Source organism: Singulisphaera acidiphila DSM 18658 (assembly GCF_000242455.2).
In the GTDB taxonomy this organism is placed as follows: Bacteria; Planctomycetota; Planctomycetia; order Isosphaerales; family Isosphaeraceae; genus Singulisphaera; species Singulisphaera acidiphila.
Window position 1 is genome coordinate 3,455,520 of record NC_019892.1, and the last position, 16,847, is coordinate 3,472,366.

Sequence of the window (16,847 nt, forward strand, 5' to 3'; positions counted from 1 at the left end):
GCACTTTACTCGGGGCGGAGCCTAAAACTGTTTTGTTTCGCCAAGCCCAGGAAGCTCTCACGGACTGTTCGCCGAGAAGCGGTTGGAGGGCCTGGGGAAAAGCCGGGCTGAACCTTGTCGGGTGGGCCCCGCCCACTAGGCCTCGCCGCCGAGAAGGAAGGGTTCTCTACTCCTTCCAGGCCGGTTGTGAAAAGGGTCCGTGGTCGGCCGGGCCCACCCGACAAGGCACCTGCTCACTCACGCTCTAAGCCAAGGGAGTTCTCCGGAACTTCGCCTCGAAGGATCGCCGGAGCAAGGGATCATTCGTTCGGTCGATCGCCAACTCAACCCGGCGAAGGACTTGAGGGTCGGCTCGGAACGTAGCAAGTGCGCGAAGCGCATTCTCGGCATCATCCTCCCCACCATCGACGAGTGAGACGAGAAACTCGATCGCTCGCGGATACCGAAGGAGCGCAATTGCGACGAGAAGATCGCTCCGCGAATCTTGGGTCGTCTGGCGATTCCAACAGGCGGTCAGGAGATCGAGGGCATCCTGATGCTCGGACTGCCCGAGAGCCAGGGCGGCCGTCATTTTCACCTTCTCGTCCTCGGCGACGAGAAACCTCCCGATGAACGGAACCGCCGCTGCCGCCTCGAGGCTGAGTAGGGCCGTAAAACAGGCTTCAAGCACCTCCGGCGACTCGTCGACGGAGAGAGCCTTCAGACGCAGGAGGAGGGTCGCTTCCCGCTCACCGGTCGACCCGAGTGCAAGTGCCGCCGCCACGCGCACGCCAGGCGTGGGATCAGCAAGCAGGTCGATGAGATACGTCAGGAGTTCGAGGTGCCCGACCTCGGTGAGCGCATCCGCGCAGACGATGCGAAGAGTTGCGGCCTGGTCGCGCTGCCCCTGACGCGGGCGGGCCGGCCAATAATGCTGCATCCCCCGGACATAGAGGTCCTTTCCCTCGGAATTCAGAGCTCGGAGCGCCTTGACGACCGCAATTTTCGCCGAGCAGAGATTGTCAGATCCCGCTCCCTTTCCCAGAAAATGATCGAAGGCCGTCTGCAAGTCCGGCTCGACCTCGCGAACGTGGAACCTGGCGGCCAGGCTCGCCGCCCTCGAAATCATCGAACTGGAGCGACTGGCCAGCGCCCGCCGCAACGGGCCAACCGCGTCCTGGGAGTCAGCAAGGCTCGACAACGATTCCAATTCCTGCAACTCAGAGGTCACTGATTTCGGTTTTTTCATCGAAAAATGGCCGCCCCAGTCAGTGCGCAAGGATTGGAGCCGTGACTCGACAGCCTACGTCGCCGTTCAAGTCAACAACTGCCGATTTTAGGATAAATCCCTTGACCACCCATGTCAACAGTGATTGACTTAGTGTGACCTTCTCAAGGAGCCGAACCATGACAGAGCGTCGAGGCAAGGAAGCGCCGAAGCGGCGGAATTCGGCTGCAACCCGATCGGCCATCCTCGCGTCAGCCACCCGGCACTTTGTCGCCAAAGGATACGAGCATGCCGGGGTTCGCGAGATCGCCACGGAGGCCGGGGTGGATGGTGCGCTGGTCAATCGTTACTTCGGTTCCAAGGAAGGGCTCTTCGCCGAGGTGGTTGCGCACGCATTCGATATCCGGAACCTCATTGATGGCGAGCGGTCGACCCTGGCCGAACGCCTCGCTCGCTTGATGGTATACGGCCGGCAGGACGCCTCGGACGACGGTCGGACACCGCTTCTGCTGCTGCTTCGAGCCGCAACGGAACCGCGCGCGGCCGAATTGCTCAGGACAAGCTTGAACGTCCACAACCTGCAAGTTCTCGGCGAACGGCTCGGCGGCCCCGACGCCGAAACTCGGGCAGCGATCGTCGTGGCCCAACTCACCGGTTTCGCGATCTTAGATCAGATGATCCGACCCGAGGCGCTTGCAGAGGCGGACCGGGAGCGTCTGGTGGACTTCCTGGCAGAGAGCCTGGCGGTCTGCATCCGATGAATCCTGCGCCCGGGCTGCCGGTCTAAAAAGGCAGAGCGAGCCAAAAAACCCAAACACGTCAGTGCGCTCAGGACAGGGCGATTCGGCGAGCAAAACATCGACCCTCTCCTTGTTCTGCGATCTCCAGCCAATCATGATTGCTACAGGCAATTCATCAAAACAGATTCGCAAAGACGAGAACAAAAAGGTGGGCCACCCCTGGCAAAAAACGGGGGGGGCCTTTATCGTTCATACGGGCGATTTCGTGCATGTTCTCCAGATACGGATGTCATCGAATCAGAGACCTTTTCCGTGCGTTCCGGTTCCTGAGACACAAGACGCTTCTCCTCGTTGACCTCAGGTTTTTCATGAAACGCACCCTCGTGATGCTCGGGGTCGGCTTCGTGGCCTTCGCATCAACCTACGCCGCGACGAGGCTCTGGAACGCCCCCGCAGTCCCTCCCAGAGAGATGGTCTGGATCGCGGGGGGTGAATTTACGATGGGCACCGACTCGGAGCTCGGCTGGCCCGACGAACGCCCCGCTCACCGGGTCCGAGTCGACGGCTTCTGGATCGACGAGCACGAAGTGACCAACGACGAGTTCGCCGCATTCGTGGCCGCCACTCGCTACGTCACTACCGCTGAAAAGGCGCCGAAGGCCGAAGAGATCCTGGCTCAGTCTTCACCGGGAACGCCCTCGCCGCCTCCGGAGGCGCTCGTCCCCGGATCTCTGGTCTTTCAACCCACGGAGGAAGCCGTCGACCTACGCGACTTCGCCCGTTGGTGGCGCTGGACTCCTGGGGCAAGTTGGCGACATCCGGAAGGACCGGGCAGCGACCTCCAGGGCAGGGGGGCACACCCGGTAGTTCAGGTCTCCTGGGATGACGCCAATGCCTATGCCCAGTGGGCGGGCAAACAACTCCCGACCGAGGCCGAATGGGAGTTCGCGGCGCGCGGCGGACTCGACGGCCGAGCTTACGTCTGGGGGGACTCGCCGTTCTCGCTCGCTCAGCCGCAAGCCAACATCTGGCAAGGGGCCTTCCCCTACCGCAACACGGCGGCTGACGGCTACGACCGCACTGCGCCGGTGAAATCGTTCCCGCCAAACGGGTTCGGCCTCTTCGACATGGGGGGGAACGTCTGGGAATGGTGCGCCGACTGGTATCAGCGTGACCTCTACCGGCAGCGAGCCGGCCACCACCCGACGCTCAATCCGACCGGTCCCGAAAAGAGTTCCGACCCGGCTCGCCCGTTCACTCCCCAACGGGTGCAGCGTGGAGGTTCCTTTCTCTGCAATGACAGTTACTGTTCGCGCTACCGCCCCTCAGCCCGGCACGGCTGCAGCCCCGATACGGGCATGTCGCACGTCGGTTTCCGCTGCGTGAAGACCCCGAAGTCGTAAGAGGAGACTTCAACTCATGAGAAAAAGCACCTTATTCCAAACGTTGTCCCTGATCGCCATCGGCTCGATGCTCGGCTATGCCGCGGCAACGACCGGCGGCCCTCGACCGGTCAACGCCGCCCCGGCGGCACCGAGTCCGTCATCCTGCGACACCCCGGCAACTCCCGGACAAGGTTCGTGCTGTTCGAGCGACCTCGATCGTGGTGCGCTGCTGGCGCTGGCCGAGCGGAATGAGGCCGTCGCCGAAGGTGCGGCCAAGAGCGGCAAGAAACCGAACATCCTGGTCATATTCGGTGACGACATCGGCCAGACGAACCTCAGCGCCTACTCGATGGGACTGATGGGCTACCGCACGCCGAACATTGATCGGGTCGCCAAAGAAGGGATGATCTTCACCGACTACTACGCCGAGCAGAGTTGCACGGCCGGTCGGTCCTCATTCATCACCGGCCAGTGCACGTTTCGCACCGGGCTGAGCAAGGTGGGCGTCCCCGCCTCACCGGTCGGACTCCAGAAGGAAGACCCGACCATTGCCGAACTGCTCAAGAACGAGGGTTACGTCACCGGCCAGTTCGGGAAGAACCACCTGGGAGACCTGAACGAATACCTGCCGACCGTCCACGGATTCGACGAGTTCTTCGGCAACCTCTACCACCTCAATGCCGAGGAAGAACCGGAGCAACGGACCTACCCGCGCGATCCCGAGTTCAAGCGGGTCTTCGGGCCTCGCGGCGTGCTCCGCTGCAAGGCGACCGATCAGGATGACCCAACCGTCGACCCCCGGTTCGGACGGGTCGGCAAGCAAGTCATCGAAGACACAGGGGCGCTCACCAAGAAGCGGATGGAACACATCGACGACGAAACGTCGGACGCGGCCGTCGACTATATCAAGCGGAACCATGACGGCGGCAAACCCTTCTTCGTCTGGTACAACAGCACCCGGATGCACCTCCGCACCCACGTTGCCGCCGAGAGACGCAGCCCTCCCGGCCTCACCGCCTTGACGGAATACGCCGACGGCATGGTCGAGCATGATGGGCATGTGGGCAAACTGCTCAAAACTCTCGACGACCTCAAACTCACCGACAACACCATCGTCATCTACACCACCGATAACGGCCCTCACATGAACACATGGCCTGACGGAGCCATGACCCCGTTCCGGAGCGAGAAGAACACGAACTGGGAAGGGGCGTTCCGCGTCCCCTGCATGGTCCGCTGGCCCGGCAAGATCAAAGCGGGATCGGTCTCCAACGAAATCGTCAGCGGCCACGACTGGCTGCCAACTCTGCTCGCGGCGGCCGGCGATCCCGAGATCAAGGAAAAACTCTTGAAGGGGCACGAGGCGGCCGGCAAGCACTTCAAGGTTCACCTCGACGGCTGGAATCAGCTCCCCTATCTGACCGGGGAAGTCGAGAAAAGTCCCCGCCGTGGATTCTTCTACTTCAACGACGACGGCGACCTCGTCGGGCTCCGGGCCGAGAACTGGAAGATCGTGTTCATGGAACAACGCGCTCCCGGCACGCTCCGCGTCTGGGCCGAGCCCTTCACCCCGCTCCGGTTGCCCAAGCTCTTCGACCTTCGGGCCGACCCCTTTGAGCGTGCCGACATCACTTCCAACACGTACTACGACTGGCTCATCTCCCAGCCGTACATCATCTTCGCGGCCCAGGCGGCGACCACCAAATTCCTGGCAACGTTCAAGGACTTCCCACCCCGCCAGCACGCCCCAAGCTTCAGCGTCGATCAGGCACTGGACAAGATGAAGGAGAACCTCGGCAGCCACTGAGTTCGTGGTCTTGATCCGCGTTGGGCCCACGGTCCACCGCCACGGACTCACCCGGCCTGAGCGTCCCACACCCAAGCCGCTCGGATGCCAACCCCTCGGGGCGTTCTTGATCCAAGCCCATCAGATACCATGAGTTCCGCGTACGGAACTCATGGTATCCAAGTTCAACCGGATCCGGAGCGTGGCAATCATCACTTCAAATCCAGGGATTGCTCATGCGACATTTTTTTATGTTCACTCTGCTCACTCTGGCACTCACCGCGCCCGTTGCGCGGCCTGCCCTCGGCCAAAGTGATCCGCTTCCGTCATGGAATGACGGGGCGACGAAGCGGGCCATCATCGCGTTCGTCGACAAGGTGACAAAGCAAGGGAGTCCGGACTTCGTCCCTCCCGCCGAACGGATCGCGACCTTCGATAACGACGGGACGCTCTGGTGCGAGCAACCCCTCTATGTCCAGATCGTCTTTGCCGTGGATCGGGTTCGCACGTTCGCGGCCACTCACCCGGAAGTGAAGGACCAGCCATTATTCAAGGCCGCACTCGGGGGAGACCTCAAAGCGGTCCTGTCCGTCTCGGCCTACGATCGCCTCCAGTTCCTGGCGACCAGTCATGCCGGGATGACGACCGACGAGTTTACCGCGATCGTCAACGACTGGTTGAAAACCGCAAAGCACCCCCGATTCAAGCGGCCGTACACCGACCTCGTCTATCAACCGATGCTCGAGTTACTCGCTTACCTCCGCATCAATCACTTCAAGACGTTCATCGTCTCCGGTGGCGGCATCGAATTCATGCGGCCCTGGACGGACTCGGCCTACGGTATCCCTCCCGAGCAAGTTGTCGGCAGCTCCATCAAGCTGAAGTACGAACTCCGCGACGGCCAACCCGCGCTCTTCCGCCTCGCTGAGATTGACTTCGTCGACGACAAGGCCGGCAAACCCGTAGGCATCCAGCAGGCCATCGGCCGCCGACCGATCGCGGCCTTCGGCAACTCCGACGGCGACTACGAGATGCTCCGCTGGGTGACGTCGGGCCCTGGTCCGCGATTCGGCCTGATCGTCCATCACACCGACGCGACGAGGGAATACGCCTACGATCGCGATTCGAACGTCGGCCGCCTGGTCAAGGCGCTTGACGAAGCCCCTGAGCGCGGATGGGTCGTGACGGATATAAAGAACGACTGGAATGTCGTTTTCTCTTGGGAAAAGGAGTGACGTCTCGCCGATCGCGTACTCCCACTTCCGCTTCCTCCTTTGGATCCGAACCCTCAGATCGCTTCACGGCTCACGCATGCGAATGTTGGCTCGCTGAAACCCGACAAACCGCAGCGTAAGGGAGTCTTCAACCATGAGCAAGACGTTGAAATTGTCCACGGGACTGATCGTCGCTCTGGGCGTCTGGAGCGCGGGGAGTGGCCTACGGGCGACACGAACCAAGGCTGAGGATCTGGTCCCACAAAAGCGATTGGATGCGGAACGAGACGTACGTTTCCCGGTCCTCCCCCCACCACCCGAGCCGTTCCGAGGCAAGATCAACCTCCGCGCCAAAGACTCGACGCCCGACTTTCCGCAGCCGATCCAGGCGCCAAGCGGGGCGCCCAACATCCTTCTGGTCTTGCTCGACGACGTGGGGTTCGGGGCCTCGAGCACGTTCGGTGGCCCTTGCCCCACGCCAACGCTCGAAGCCCTGGCGAAGCGAGGTCTGCGCTACAATCAGTTTCACACGACCGCACTCTGTTCGCCGACACGGGCCGCGTTGATCACCGGCCGGAACCACCACTCGACCCACACAGCCTGCATCATGGAAGCCGGCACCGGTTACCCAGGCTACGACACGGTGATGGGGAAAGACACCGCGACGGTCGCCGAACTCCTCAAGCAGAACGGTTGGAACACGGCCTGGTTCGGCAAGAACCACAACGTGCCCGACTGGCAGAGCAGTCAGAACGGGCCGTTCGACCTCTGGCCCACTGGCTTGGGCTTCGAGCATTTCTACGGCTTCGTCGGCGGCGATACGAGCCAGTGGCGGCCGGCGACCATCGAAGGAACCAAGCCGATCGAGCCTTACCTCGGCAATCCCGACTATCACTTTGATGATGATATCGCCAACCAGGCAATCAAGTGGATCCGCAGCCAGAAAGCGATCTCACCCGACAAGCCGTTCTTCGCCTATTACGCCCCCGGCGCAACTCACGCCCCCCACCACGCCAGGGAGGAGTGGGTCGCGAAGGCCAAGGGCAAGTTTGACCAGGGGTGGGACAAGGTCCGCGAAGAGACCTTCGCACGTCAGAAGGCTCTGGGAGTAATCCCAGCCGAAGCCAAGCTGACGCCGAGGCCCGACGGAATCCCGGCCTGGGACTCGCTCACCGCCGATCAAAAGCGGGTGTATGCCCGGATGATGGAGCTCTATGCCGCCTACCTGGAGCAGACCGATCACAACATCGGCCGGGTCGTTGAGGCCATCGAACAGACCGGGCAGCTCGACAATACCCTGGTTTTCTACATCGTTGGCGACAACGGAGCGAGCGCCGAGGGGAGCATGCAGGGCTTGCTCAACGAGATGACCTTCTTCAACCACGTCCCCGAAAACCTCAAGGACGTGCTCAGACGGGTCGATGACCTCGGGACCTGGAAGACCTACAACCACTACCCGGCCGGCTGGGCGCACGCGATGTGCACCCCGTTCCAGTGGACGAAGCAGGTGGCCTCGCACTACGGCGGTACTCGCAACGGCATGGTCGTCTCCTGGCCCAAACGGATCAAAGAGCAGGGGGGTCTGCGCAGCCAGTGGCACCACGTCATCGACATCGTCCCCACGATCCTCGACGTCGTCCGGGTCGCGACCCCCGCCACGGTGAACGGGGTCGCTCAGAAGCCGATCGAAGGGGTAAGCATGGCTTATACGTTCGACAACGCAAACGCCCCATCGCGCCGGACGACTCAGTACTTCGAGATGCTCGGGAACCGAGCGATCTACCACGACGGGTGGGTCGCTTGCACCACGCCCCCAATCCCCCCTTGGGACCCGAATAGCGCCGACATTGACCCGATCACAGGCTACCGTTGGGAGCTCTACCACGTCGCGAACGACTTTACCCAGGCCGACGACCTCGCGAACAAACTCCCCAACCGGCTCAAGGATCTACAACTCCTGTTCTATACCGAGGCCGCCAAGTACAACGTGCTCCCCATCGATAACAGCCGGACCGGCCGGATGGACCCCGCGGGCCGGCCAAGCTTGACCCGCGGTCGATCCTCGTTCACGTTTTACGATGGAATGAGCCGGATCCCGGAAGGAGCCGCCCCGGACATCAAGAACAAGTCGTTCGCCATCGCCGCCGAAGTCGACGTCCCCAACAACGAAGGCGCCGGGATGATCGTCACCCAAGGCGGCCTATTCGGCGGCTATGCCCTCTACCTGGAAAAGGGCAAGCCGGTATTCCACTACAACTTTGTGGACGTCGCGCACACTGAGGTCGCCGGTCAGCAGGCGTTGAGCCCTGGACAACACTCCATCCGTCTCGACTTCCGTTACGACGGCGGCGGAATCGCCAAAGGAGGCGAGGCAACGCTTTCGGTAGACGGTAAAACGGTCGGCCAAGGGCGGATTGAACGAACGATCCCAGTCCGGCTCACACTCGATGAAGGACTCGACATCGGCCTGGACACCGGCACGCCCGTGAACCTCTCGTATGACGTTCCATTCAAGTTCACCGGCAAAATTCAGAAGGTGACGATCGACCTGAAATGAGCGGGCTCACCCCTCGCTAACCCTGGATTGGAGGCACCACCATGCGGATGCCAACGTTCCTCGCCACGGCAAGAGTCGTCGCCGGCGCTCTGATCGGCTGGGCGATCGTCGCCCCTCTGGTTCCACGCGCCCGCGCTGAAGACAAGCCGGACGACCTTCAAACGGCCAATTCCCCCGTTCTCCCTCCTCCGGCGGCCGAGTTCCGAGGCCGTATTGGCCGGACCTACAAGGATTCCACGCCTGGCACGTTTCCGGTCGTCAAGGCTCCCGCCAATGCGCCCAACGTGCTGGTCGTGCTGATCGACGATTCCGGGTTCGGCCAGTGGGGCACGTTCGGCGGCCAGGTCCCGACTCCAAACCTCGACAAGCTCGCCGCGCAGGGGCTCAAATATAATCGCTTCCACACAACGGCACTTTGCTCGCCCACCCGTGCAGCCCTGCTCACCGGCCGCAACCACCACTCGGCGGCAACCGGCAACATCACCGAGTTGGGCAGCAGCTATCCGGGCTACACCGGGCAGATTCCCAAGAGCTGCGCCATGGTCTCGGAGATCGTTCGCCAGAACGGATACAGCACGGCCTTCTTCGGCAAAAACCATAACATCGCGGATTGGGAGACCAGCGTCTCCGGCCCCTATGACCGCTGGCCCGGCCTCCAAGGGTTCGACCACTTCTACGGCTTCGTCGGCGGCGAGTCGAATCAGTGGCAGCCGGCCCTCTACGACGGCAACACCCCCGTCGAGATGAAACCACCCAAGGGCCGCGAGGCCGATTACACACTCAACGAGCACCTCGCCGACAAGGCGATCGACTACCTCCACCAGCAGAAGTCCGTAACGCCCGACCGTCCCTTCTTCCTCTACTATGCCCCGGGCGCCACCCATGCGCCGCACCATGTGCCCAAGTCTTGGCTGGCCAAGTTCGGGGGCCAGTTCGACCGGGGCTGGGACGTCTATCGCGAGGAAACGTTCGCTCGTCAAAAGCAGCTCGGCGTGATCCCGGCCGAGACAAAGCTCACCCCACGCCCCAAAGAGATTCCGGCGTGGGACACGCTGACCGTCCCTCAGAAACAGGTGGCCGCCCGGCTGATGGAAGCGTTCGCAGCCTACACCGCCCAGACCGACCAGGAGGTCGGCCGGGTGATCGACGCGATCGAGGAAATAGGCCAACGTGAAAACACCTTGATTTTCTGGGAGGTTGGCGATAACGGATCATCGATGGAGGGGAGCCTGTACGGCCTGTTCAACGAGATGGTCGGCCTGGGTGGCGAGCAGGAAGACCCTGCCTACATTCATGCCCACCTCGACGAGATCGGCGGTCCGAAGTCGTACAATCACTTCCCGGTCGGCTGGGCCTGGGCCATGAACACCCCCTTCCAGTGGGGCAAGCAAGTCGCCTCCCACCTCGGGGGCGTCCGCAACCCGCTCGTCGTCTCCTGGCCTAAACGGATCAAGGACAAGGGCGGGGTTCGCAGCCAGTTTCACCACGTGATCGACCTTGCGCCGACGATCCTTGAGGCAGCCGGCATCCGTGAGCCCGCCGAGGTCAACGGCGTCGCTCAGAAACCGATCGAAGGGGTAAGCATGGCTTACTCATTCGCCGACTCGAAAGCGAAAAGCCCAAGGCAGACCCAATACTTCGAGATGTTCGGCAATCGTGCCCTCTACGACGACGGCTGGATTGCCACCTGCCGACACGGCCGCCTCCCTTGGGAAAACAGTGGCGGGTCCGACTTCGCCAAGGACGAGTGGCAACTCTACCACCTCGAAGACGACTTCAGCGAAGCGAACGACCTCGCAGCCACGCACCCGCAACGACTCCGCGACCTCCAAGATCGATTCTGGGTCGAGGCTGCCAAGTACAATGTCCTCCCCCTCGACGACCGGTTCATCGAACGGGCCGACCCCGCGATGCGGCCAAGCCTGATCGCAGGACGCACCCATTTCCTCTATTTCCCTGGAGCGCGACGGATCCCGGAAAGCTCGTCCCCCAATATCAAGAACAAATCACACTCGATCACAGCGCACATCGTCATCCCTGAAGACGGGGCCACCGGAACGCTGGTCGCGGCCGGCGGAGTCGTCGGCGGATACACGCTCTTCATCAAAGAGGGAAAACCGGTCTACGAGTACAACCGGTTCACCCAGGACCGCTACAAGGTGTCCGGTTCGGAGCGGCTTGCCCCGGGCAAGCATTCGATCCGAGTCGAGTTCAAATACGACGGCGGCGGGCTCGGCAAAGGGGGCGTCGTTACTCTCCTTGTCGACGCCCAAAAGGTCGCTGAAGGCCGTGTCGAGAAAACCATCTCAGGGCGGTTCTCCGCCGACGAAACGTTCGACACCGGGCTCGACACCGGCTCACCCGTGAGCGACGCCTATGAGTCACCGTTCCAATTTACGGGGACGATCCAACGGGTTGAGATCGAGCTTGGAACCGACAACCTCTCACAGACCGACGTCGAGAGGCTCCGGCAAATCGAGTCCACACGTCGGATTTCCAACTGAAGGATATCTTAGCGATTTTGTAGGGTAGGCCTGATCCACCAGGTTTTACCTCCGGGAGTGAACGGTCACCCACTCGCACCAAACCGGGGATCAAAAAAAGGCATCGTGAGCCGTACCTACCCTACAATTGCAAACACGAGCATCAACAAGTTTCTCATCAGCGACTCGCGGCGATGGATTTCCGGAAACGGCTCAGGCTGAACAGGAAGAAGGCAAGACCAATCGCCGCGACGGCGAAGAATTGGCGCCAGACCACGCCCAAACCGGCTCCACGATAGATGATCGCTTGTGAGAAGCTCACGAAGTGTCGCGAGGGGAGAAAGAGGGTCATCCGCTGCAACCAGACCGGCTGACTCTCGACCGGAGTCGACCCTCCTGAGAGCAGTTGGAGGACCATCAGGAGCAGAATAATCAGCAAGGCAAACTGGGCCATGGTGCGGGTGATCGTGCCCAGGAAGATCCCCAGGGCCGTCGCGAAAAAGAGGTAGAGGACCACGCCAAAGAGAAAGAGCGTCGGCGAGCCGGCAATCGGGACGGCGAGCAACGTCCGGACCACAAGAAAGAGCGAGAGGGTAACTGCCACCAGAATGATGAGCCCGTTCGCCCAGACCTTCGCCAGGGCGATCTCGACGGCCGTCAGAGGCATCACCATCAGGTGTTCCATGGTGCCATGTTCACGCTCGCGAATCAAAGCAGCCCCGGTCAGGATGGTGGTCAACATCGTCACCTGGTTGATGATGGCGACGATGCTGGTGAACCACGAGGTATCGCCGTTCGGGTTGAATGCTTTGCGAACGACGATCTTGGGGGAGAGCGCCGAGTCGGTGTCGGATCGGGAGAGGTATCGCGAAATCTCGGCCGTCAGGATGTTCCGGATATAGGAGGCCCCGATGCTCGCCTGGAGCATCGCGGTGGCATCGATATTCACCTGCAACTCAGCCCTACGCCCCGCCCGAAGATTGGCCTCGTATCGGGGCGGAATCACCACCACGAACATGAACCGCCCGTCGTCCATCGCATCAGCGACTTCGTTGGCCTGGATCAGCACGGGAGTCTTGAACCGGGGCGGATACAAGGCGCCAATCAGTCGCCGGGAGAGGGCGGAATGATCTTCGTCAACGAATGCAATCGACGCGTTGTGCACCTCAGACGAGGTCCCCTTCGCCTGTGTGTAGATCGAGAACGTGAACGCGTAGATCATGAAGAGGACGAGGACGGAGTCGCTCCTCAGGCTACGCAGTTCCTTGGTGCCGAGCCAGAAAATATTGACAACGCTGCGCACTACGCCTCCTGGCGTTTGAGGGCGACCGCTGTAATCAGGGTCAGAACCGGGATGAACGCGGCGATGAGCAAAGCCTGGCCCCCGAGTTGCTCAACCCCAAGGCCCTTGGTGAACGCCCCGACGCTGGCCCGCATGTAATACGTGGTCGGCCAGAACGTCCCGACCACCCGTGCTCCCCCTTGCAGAGTCGAGACCGGTTGGAGCAGTCCGGAGAACTGCGTGGTGGGCAGGATCGTCACGATCGCGGTGACAAAGACCGCAGCGACCTGGCTCGAGGTGAAGGTCGAGACGAGCAGGCCGATTCCTGTCGTCACGGTGACATAAGCCAGGGCGCAAAGGATCAAGGTCAGGCCGCTCCCTTTGATGGGGACCCCGAACACGAAGATGGCCATGATCGTGAGGATCATGAAATTGATCATCCCAATCGCAATGTAGGGGAGTTGCTTGCCGACCAAGAATTCGAGCCGGGACGTGGGCGTCACATAGAAATTGATGATCGACCCAAGCTCCTTTTCGCGGACGACGCTCACCGCCATCAGTACCGCCGGGATCAGGATCAGCAAGATCGGCGGCACGCTCGGCACCATGGCGTAGATGCTCTCGAACGTCGGGTTATACGTGTAACGCATCTGCATGTCGGACACGAACGAGGTGGGCACCTGGCCATACTCGCGTCTGTAAAGGTCTTCGTAATGCGAGACGTTGACTCCTTCGACATACTGTTTGATCGTCTCGGCCCGGGACGGGTTGGCTCCGTCAACCAGGGCGGAGACCTCGGAGGGAGTCCCTTTTTTGAGGTTCCTGCCGAATCGAGGAGGCATCTCGATGCCCACGGAGATGTCATTCGATCGGAGCCGCTCATGCATCTCGTCCGGATCGTGGAGCGGCGGTTGCTTCAGGAATGAGCGGGACGACGCGAACGACTCGAGATAGGCCCGGCTCTCCGGCGTCTGGTCAAGGTCGAGGTCGGCGTAGCGGATATCCTCAACGTCGGTCGTGATCCCAAAGCCAAAGACGAGCATCAGGATGGCCGACCCCACGAACGCGAAGGCCAACCGAATCGGGTCGCGGAGAATTTCGAGCATCTCCCGATTGGCGTAGGCTAACAACCGCCCAAAGTGAAAGATCGACGCGGAGGGGTGCACTGCGGCTTGCTTACCGGACTTGGCCGTCGGACCGAAGTTCACTTTGGCGCCGGCCGCACTTTCGGGTGTCTTGGATTCGCCGATGGCGTCGGCGATGTAGTCGATGAACGCAGTCTCTAAGTCGGGAGCGCCTCGTGCGGCCACGAGGGCCGCCGGAGTGTCACACGCGAGGACCTTGCCCGCATGCATCAGCGACATCCGGTCACACCGCTGCGCCTCGTTCATGAAGTGCGTGGAAATGAAAATCGTGATCTGATTTTTGCGTGAAAGCTCGATCAGCACTTCCCAGAATTCGTCGCGGGCCACCGGGTCAACGCCCGAGGTCGGTTCGTCGAGGATCAGCATCTCGGGTTCGTGGATGATCGCCACGGCAAGCGAGAGGCGCTGACGCATGCCCAGCGGCAGGGCTTCCGAGACCTGATCGACATACGGCTCCAGCCCGAACCGGCGGACCAGTTCGGCGATCCGCGCCGCTCTCGACTCGCGCGGCAGATGATAGAGCCGAGCGTGGAGCCAGAGGTTCTGGGCCACGGTCAGTTCGCCGTAGAGGGAGAATGCCTGCGACATGTAGCCGACCCGATTGCGGATCTCAAGGCTCCCGGCATCCACCGACTTGCCGAACAGCTTGGCTTCCCCCTCGGTCGCGGGGAGCAGGCCGGTCAGCATCTTCATGGTGGTCGACTTGCCGCAGCCGTTGGAGCCGAGGAAGCCGAAGATCTCGCCACGGCGAATCTCGAAGTTGACGTTGTCCACGGCCGTGAACGTACCGAACCTCATCGTCAGGTTCTTGGCCACGATCGCCGGCTCGCCGCCATCGTCGACGCGCGGGGGAATGGTCAACAGACCGCCACGGCCCCGGTTCTCCTTGGGCAGCAGGGCCACGAACGCCTCTTCCAGATTCGAGGTGCCTGTCCGCGTGCGAAACTCCTCCGGGGTCCCCGTGTCCAGGATCCGCCCTGCGTTCATCGCAACCAGCCATTCGAACCGCTGCGCCTCGTCCATGTAGGCGGTCGAGACCAGCACGCTCATGCCTGGTCTCGACTCACGGACACGATCGATCAAGGTCCAGAACTGCTGGCGTGAGAGCGGGTCCACACCCGTGGTGGGCTCGTCAAGGATCAGCAAGTCGGGATCATGAACCAGCGAACAACACAGGCTAAGTTTCTGCTTCATGCCGCCGGACAACTTCCCGGCAGGCCGATCGGGAAAGGGGTCAAGGCCGGTCGCTTTCAAAAGCGAGTCAATCCGGGCGCGGCGCTCGCCTGCCGATTGACCGAACAGCCTGGCAAAGAAGTCGATATTTTCATAAACACTGAGCTCGTGGTAGAGATTCTTTCCGAGCCCCTGGGGCATGTACGCAATCCGAGGGCAGACGGCATCACGATGCCGACGGTCGGCCATGTCGCCCTCCAGGACGCGCACCGTGCCCCCTTGGATCTTCCTCGCCCCCGAGATCAGGCCGATCAGAGTCGACTTGCCGACGCCGTCGGGTCCGATCAGGCCCACCATGCGGCCCGCCGGGATCGCGATCGAGATGTCATCGAGCGCCCGGACTCCCCGATAGTGGTGAGAGACGCCCTCGACCGTGATGACAGCAGAGTTCTCGGTTGTCATCATTGCGCGGGGCCAGGGCTAGGGGCATCGCCAGGCTGAGACGTCTCACCTGGCTTCGATTCATCGCCCGCTTTGGGCTGGGGAGCGACGCTCGGCTTGTCGAGATCCGTCGGCTTGGGGAACCGCCGATCGAGGGCCGCGGGCCAGGGCACCGAATCGTCCAACCGGACGTAGCCGACTCCTCGAACCCCTGTTTTCACCTTTTCGATGTAGGGAAGGATCAACTCCGAAGGGACGTGGAGTTTGACCCGAAACATGAGTTTATCACGCTCGCTCGGCGTCTCCACCTGCTTGGGGGTGAACTGAGTCTCGGGCGAGACGAAACTTACTCGGGCTCGGCCGGCATACTGTGGCATCGCGTCGAGCACAATCCGGGCATCGGCGCCGATATTGACCAATGCGGCAACCCGGGACGGCAAAAATATTTCCATGTAGATATCGCCGAGGTTAATCAGGGTCAACGCCTTACCCCCTGCGGCAAGGACCTCTCCCTCCTCGGCGAGCCGATAGAGCACCCGCCCTTGGACCGGGGACTTCAGCGTCGAATCGGCGATCTGCACCTGAAACCGGTTCACCTCCGCAAGCGCCGCCTCAACGTTGTGCATCGCCGCACGGAGACGGGCCTTTTCGGAGTCGACGGCTGCCTTGCTCGCGTCGCGCTCGGCCCGAAGCTGGTCCCACTCCTCGCGCGAGATCGTTCGCTTATTGATGAGGGCCTGGCCGCGTACATACTTCTGCTCGGCCAGCTTCAAGTTGCTCTCGCGTTGTAGGATATCCGACTGCGCGGTGGCGACGGAATCCTCAGCTTCGGCGACCTGGGCCTTGGCGCGAGCGAGTTGCGCCTCAATTTCCAGGGTGTCCATGCGCGCGAGAACCTGCCCAGGCTTGACAAGGTCCCCTTCCCGGGCAAGGAGCTGGACGAGGCGGCCCGGGTACTTCGCCGTGATATCGACCTGGATGGATTCGATCCGTCCATTGCCGGAGACGATCCCCGCAGGCAATGGAGGCGTTTGACGGGCCTTCCACCATTGCCAACCACCGAGCACAACCGCGGCAACCAGGCCGGCCAAAGCAATCCGCCCGACGATCTTCCCGCTCATCTCCGTCCCTTCTGTCGAGCCGTCCGGCCCGCGTTCCCCACGCGATGTGATTGGTGAGTCCAATCCATTCCGTGTCTCAGGCCGATGGTTTCAACGAGTTTCACCGATTCGACTCTTGCCTCGACCAAGCCCGCGGATCGACGACATAGAGGCATCATCGCTGGACCGATGATTGAGAGGCAAATGCATTCCAGGGGAGAACCTACGAAATCTCCAAAACGGACGGCAACGCTTTGAGCAAATCCGATGCCTCGCACTTTGCAATGACGCTGTTCGTGAGCCGAGGTCGTCCCACGGGCATGCAGTGGAAATC

At 61.7% G+C, this 16,847-nt stretch carries 10 protein-coding genes; 6 read left to right on the top strand and 4 right to left on the bottom strand.

Translation table 11 applies throughout. The features are described 5' to 3' along the window. Nucleotides 1–244 precede the first annotated feature (244 nt). Nucleotides 245–1,180, bottom strand: coding sequence for a HEAT repeat domain-containing protein (locus SINAC_RS13585; RefSeq protein ID WP_020466198.1), 936 nt, complete (start codon nt 1,178–1,180; stop codon nt 245–247). A 206-nt stretch (nt 1,181–1,386) separates the two neighbouring features. Between SINAC_RS13585 and SINAC_RS13590 the strand changes: the two genes are divergently transcribed. From SINAC_RS13590 to SINAC_RS13615, 6 genes are all read left to right on the top strand, one after another. Further along, nucleotides 1,387–1,968: a TetR/AcrR family transcriptional regulator gene (locus tag SINAC_RS13590; RefSeq protein ID WP_015246217.1), complete on the top strand. Its 582-nt coding sequence runs from the start codon at nt 1,387–1,389 to the stop codon at nt 1,966–1,968. A 347-nt stretch (nt 1,969–2,315) separates the two neighbouring features. Further along, nucleotides 2,316–3,350, top strand: a complete 1,035-nt coding sequence (locus SINAC_RS13595; protein ID WP_015246218.1) for a formylglycine-generating enzyme family protein — start codon at nt 2,316–2,318, stop codon at nt 3,348–3,350. 16 nt (nt 3,351–3,366) lie between these two features. Beyond that, nucleotides 3,367–5,139, top strand: a complete 1,773-nt coding sequence (locus SINAC_RS13600; protein WP_015246219.1) for an arylsulfatase — start codon at nt 3,367–3,369, stop codon at nt 5,137–5,139. A 215-nt stretch (nt 5,140–5,354) separates the two neighbouring features. Then, on the top strand, nt 5,355–6,353 hold the full coding sequence (locus tag SINAC_RS13605) for an HAD family hydrolase (protein ID WP_015246220.1): 999 nt from the start codon (nt 5,355–5,357) through the stop codon (nt 6,351–6,353). Nucleotides 6,354–6,486: 133 nt separating this feature from the next. After that, a complete protein-coding gene (locus SINAC_RS13610) occupies nt 6,487–8,889 on the top strand; it encodes an arylsulfatase (RefSeq protein ID WP_015246221.1) in 2,403 nt (800 codons plus the stop codon). 41 nt (nt 8,890–8,930) lie between these two features. Next, nucleotides 8,931–11,393, top strand: coding sequence for an arylsulfatase (locus tag SINAC_RS13615; protein WP_015246222.1), 2,463 nt, complete (start codon nt 8,931–8,933; stop codon nt 11,391–11,393). Between the two features lie 157 nt (nt 11,394–11,550). Here SINAC_RS13615 and SINAC_RS13620 read toward each other — a convergent pair whose 3' ends face one another. The 3 genes from SINAC_RS13620 to SINAC_RS13630 are packed head-to-tail and all read right to left on the bottom strand — an operon-like array spanning nt 11,551 to nt 16,534. Next, a complete protein-coding gene (locus tag SINAC_RS13620; RefSeq protein ID WP_015246223.1) occupies nt 11,551–12,675 on the bottom strand; it encodes an ABC transporter permease in 1,125 nt (374 codons plus the stop codon). Next, on the bottom strand, nt 12,675–15,437 hold the full coding sequence (gene rbbA / locus SINAC_RS13625; protein WP_015246224.1) for a ribosome-associated ATPase/putative transporter RbbA: 2,763 nt from the start codon (nt 15,435–15,437) through the stop codon (nt 12,675–12,677). Before rbbA ends, SINAC_RS13620 begins: the two co-directional genes overlap by 1 nt. Beyond that, nucleotides 15,434–16,534 carry an HlyD family secretion protein gene (locus SINAC_RS13630; RefSeq protein WP_015246225.1) on the bottom strand — a complete coding sequence of 367 codons (1,101 nt, stop codon included), beginning with the start codon at nt 16,532–16,534 and terminating at the stop codon, nt 15,434–15,436. Before SINAC_RS13630 ends, rbbA begins: the two co-directional genes overlap by 4 nt. Nucleotides 16,535–16,847: the final 313 nt, after the last annotated feature.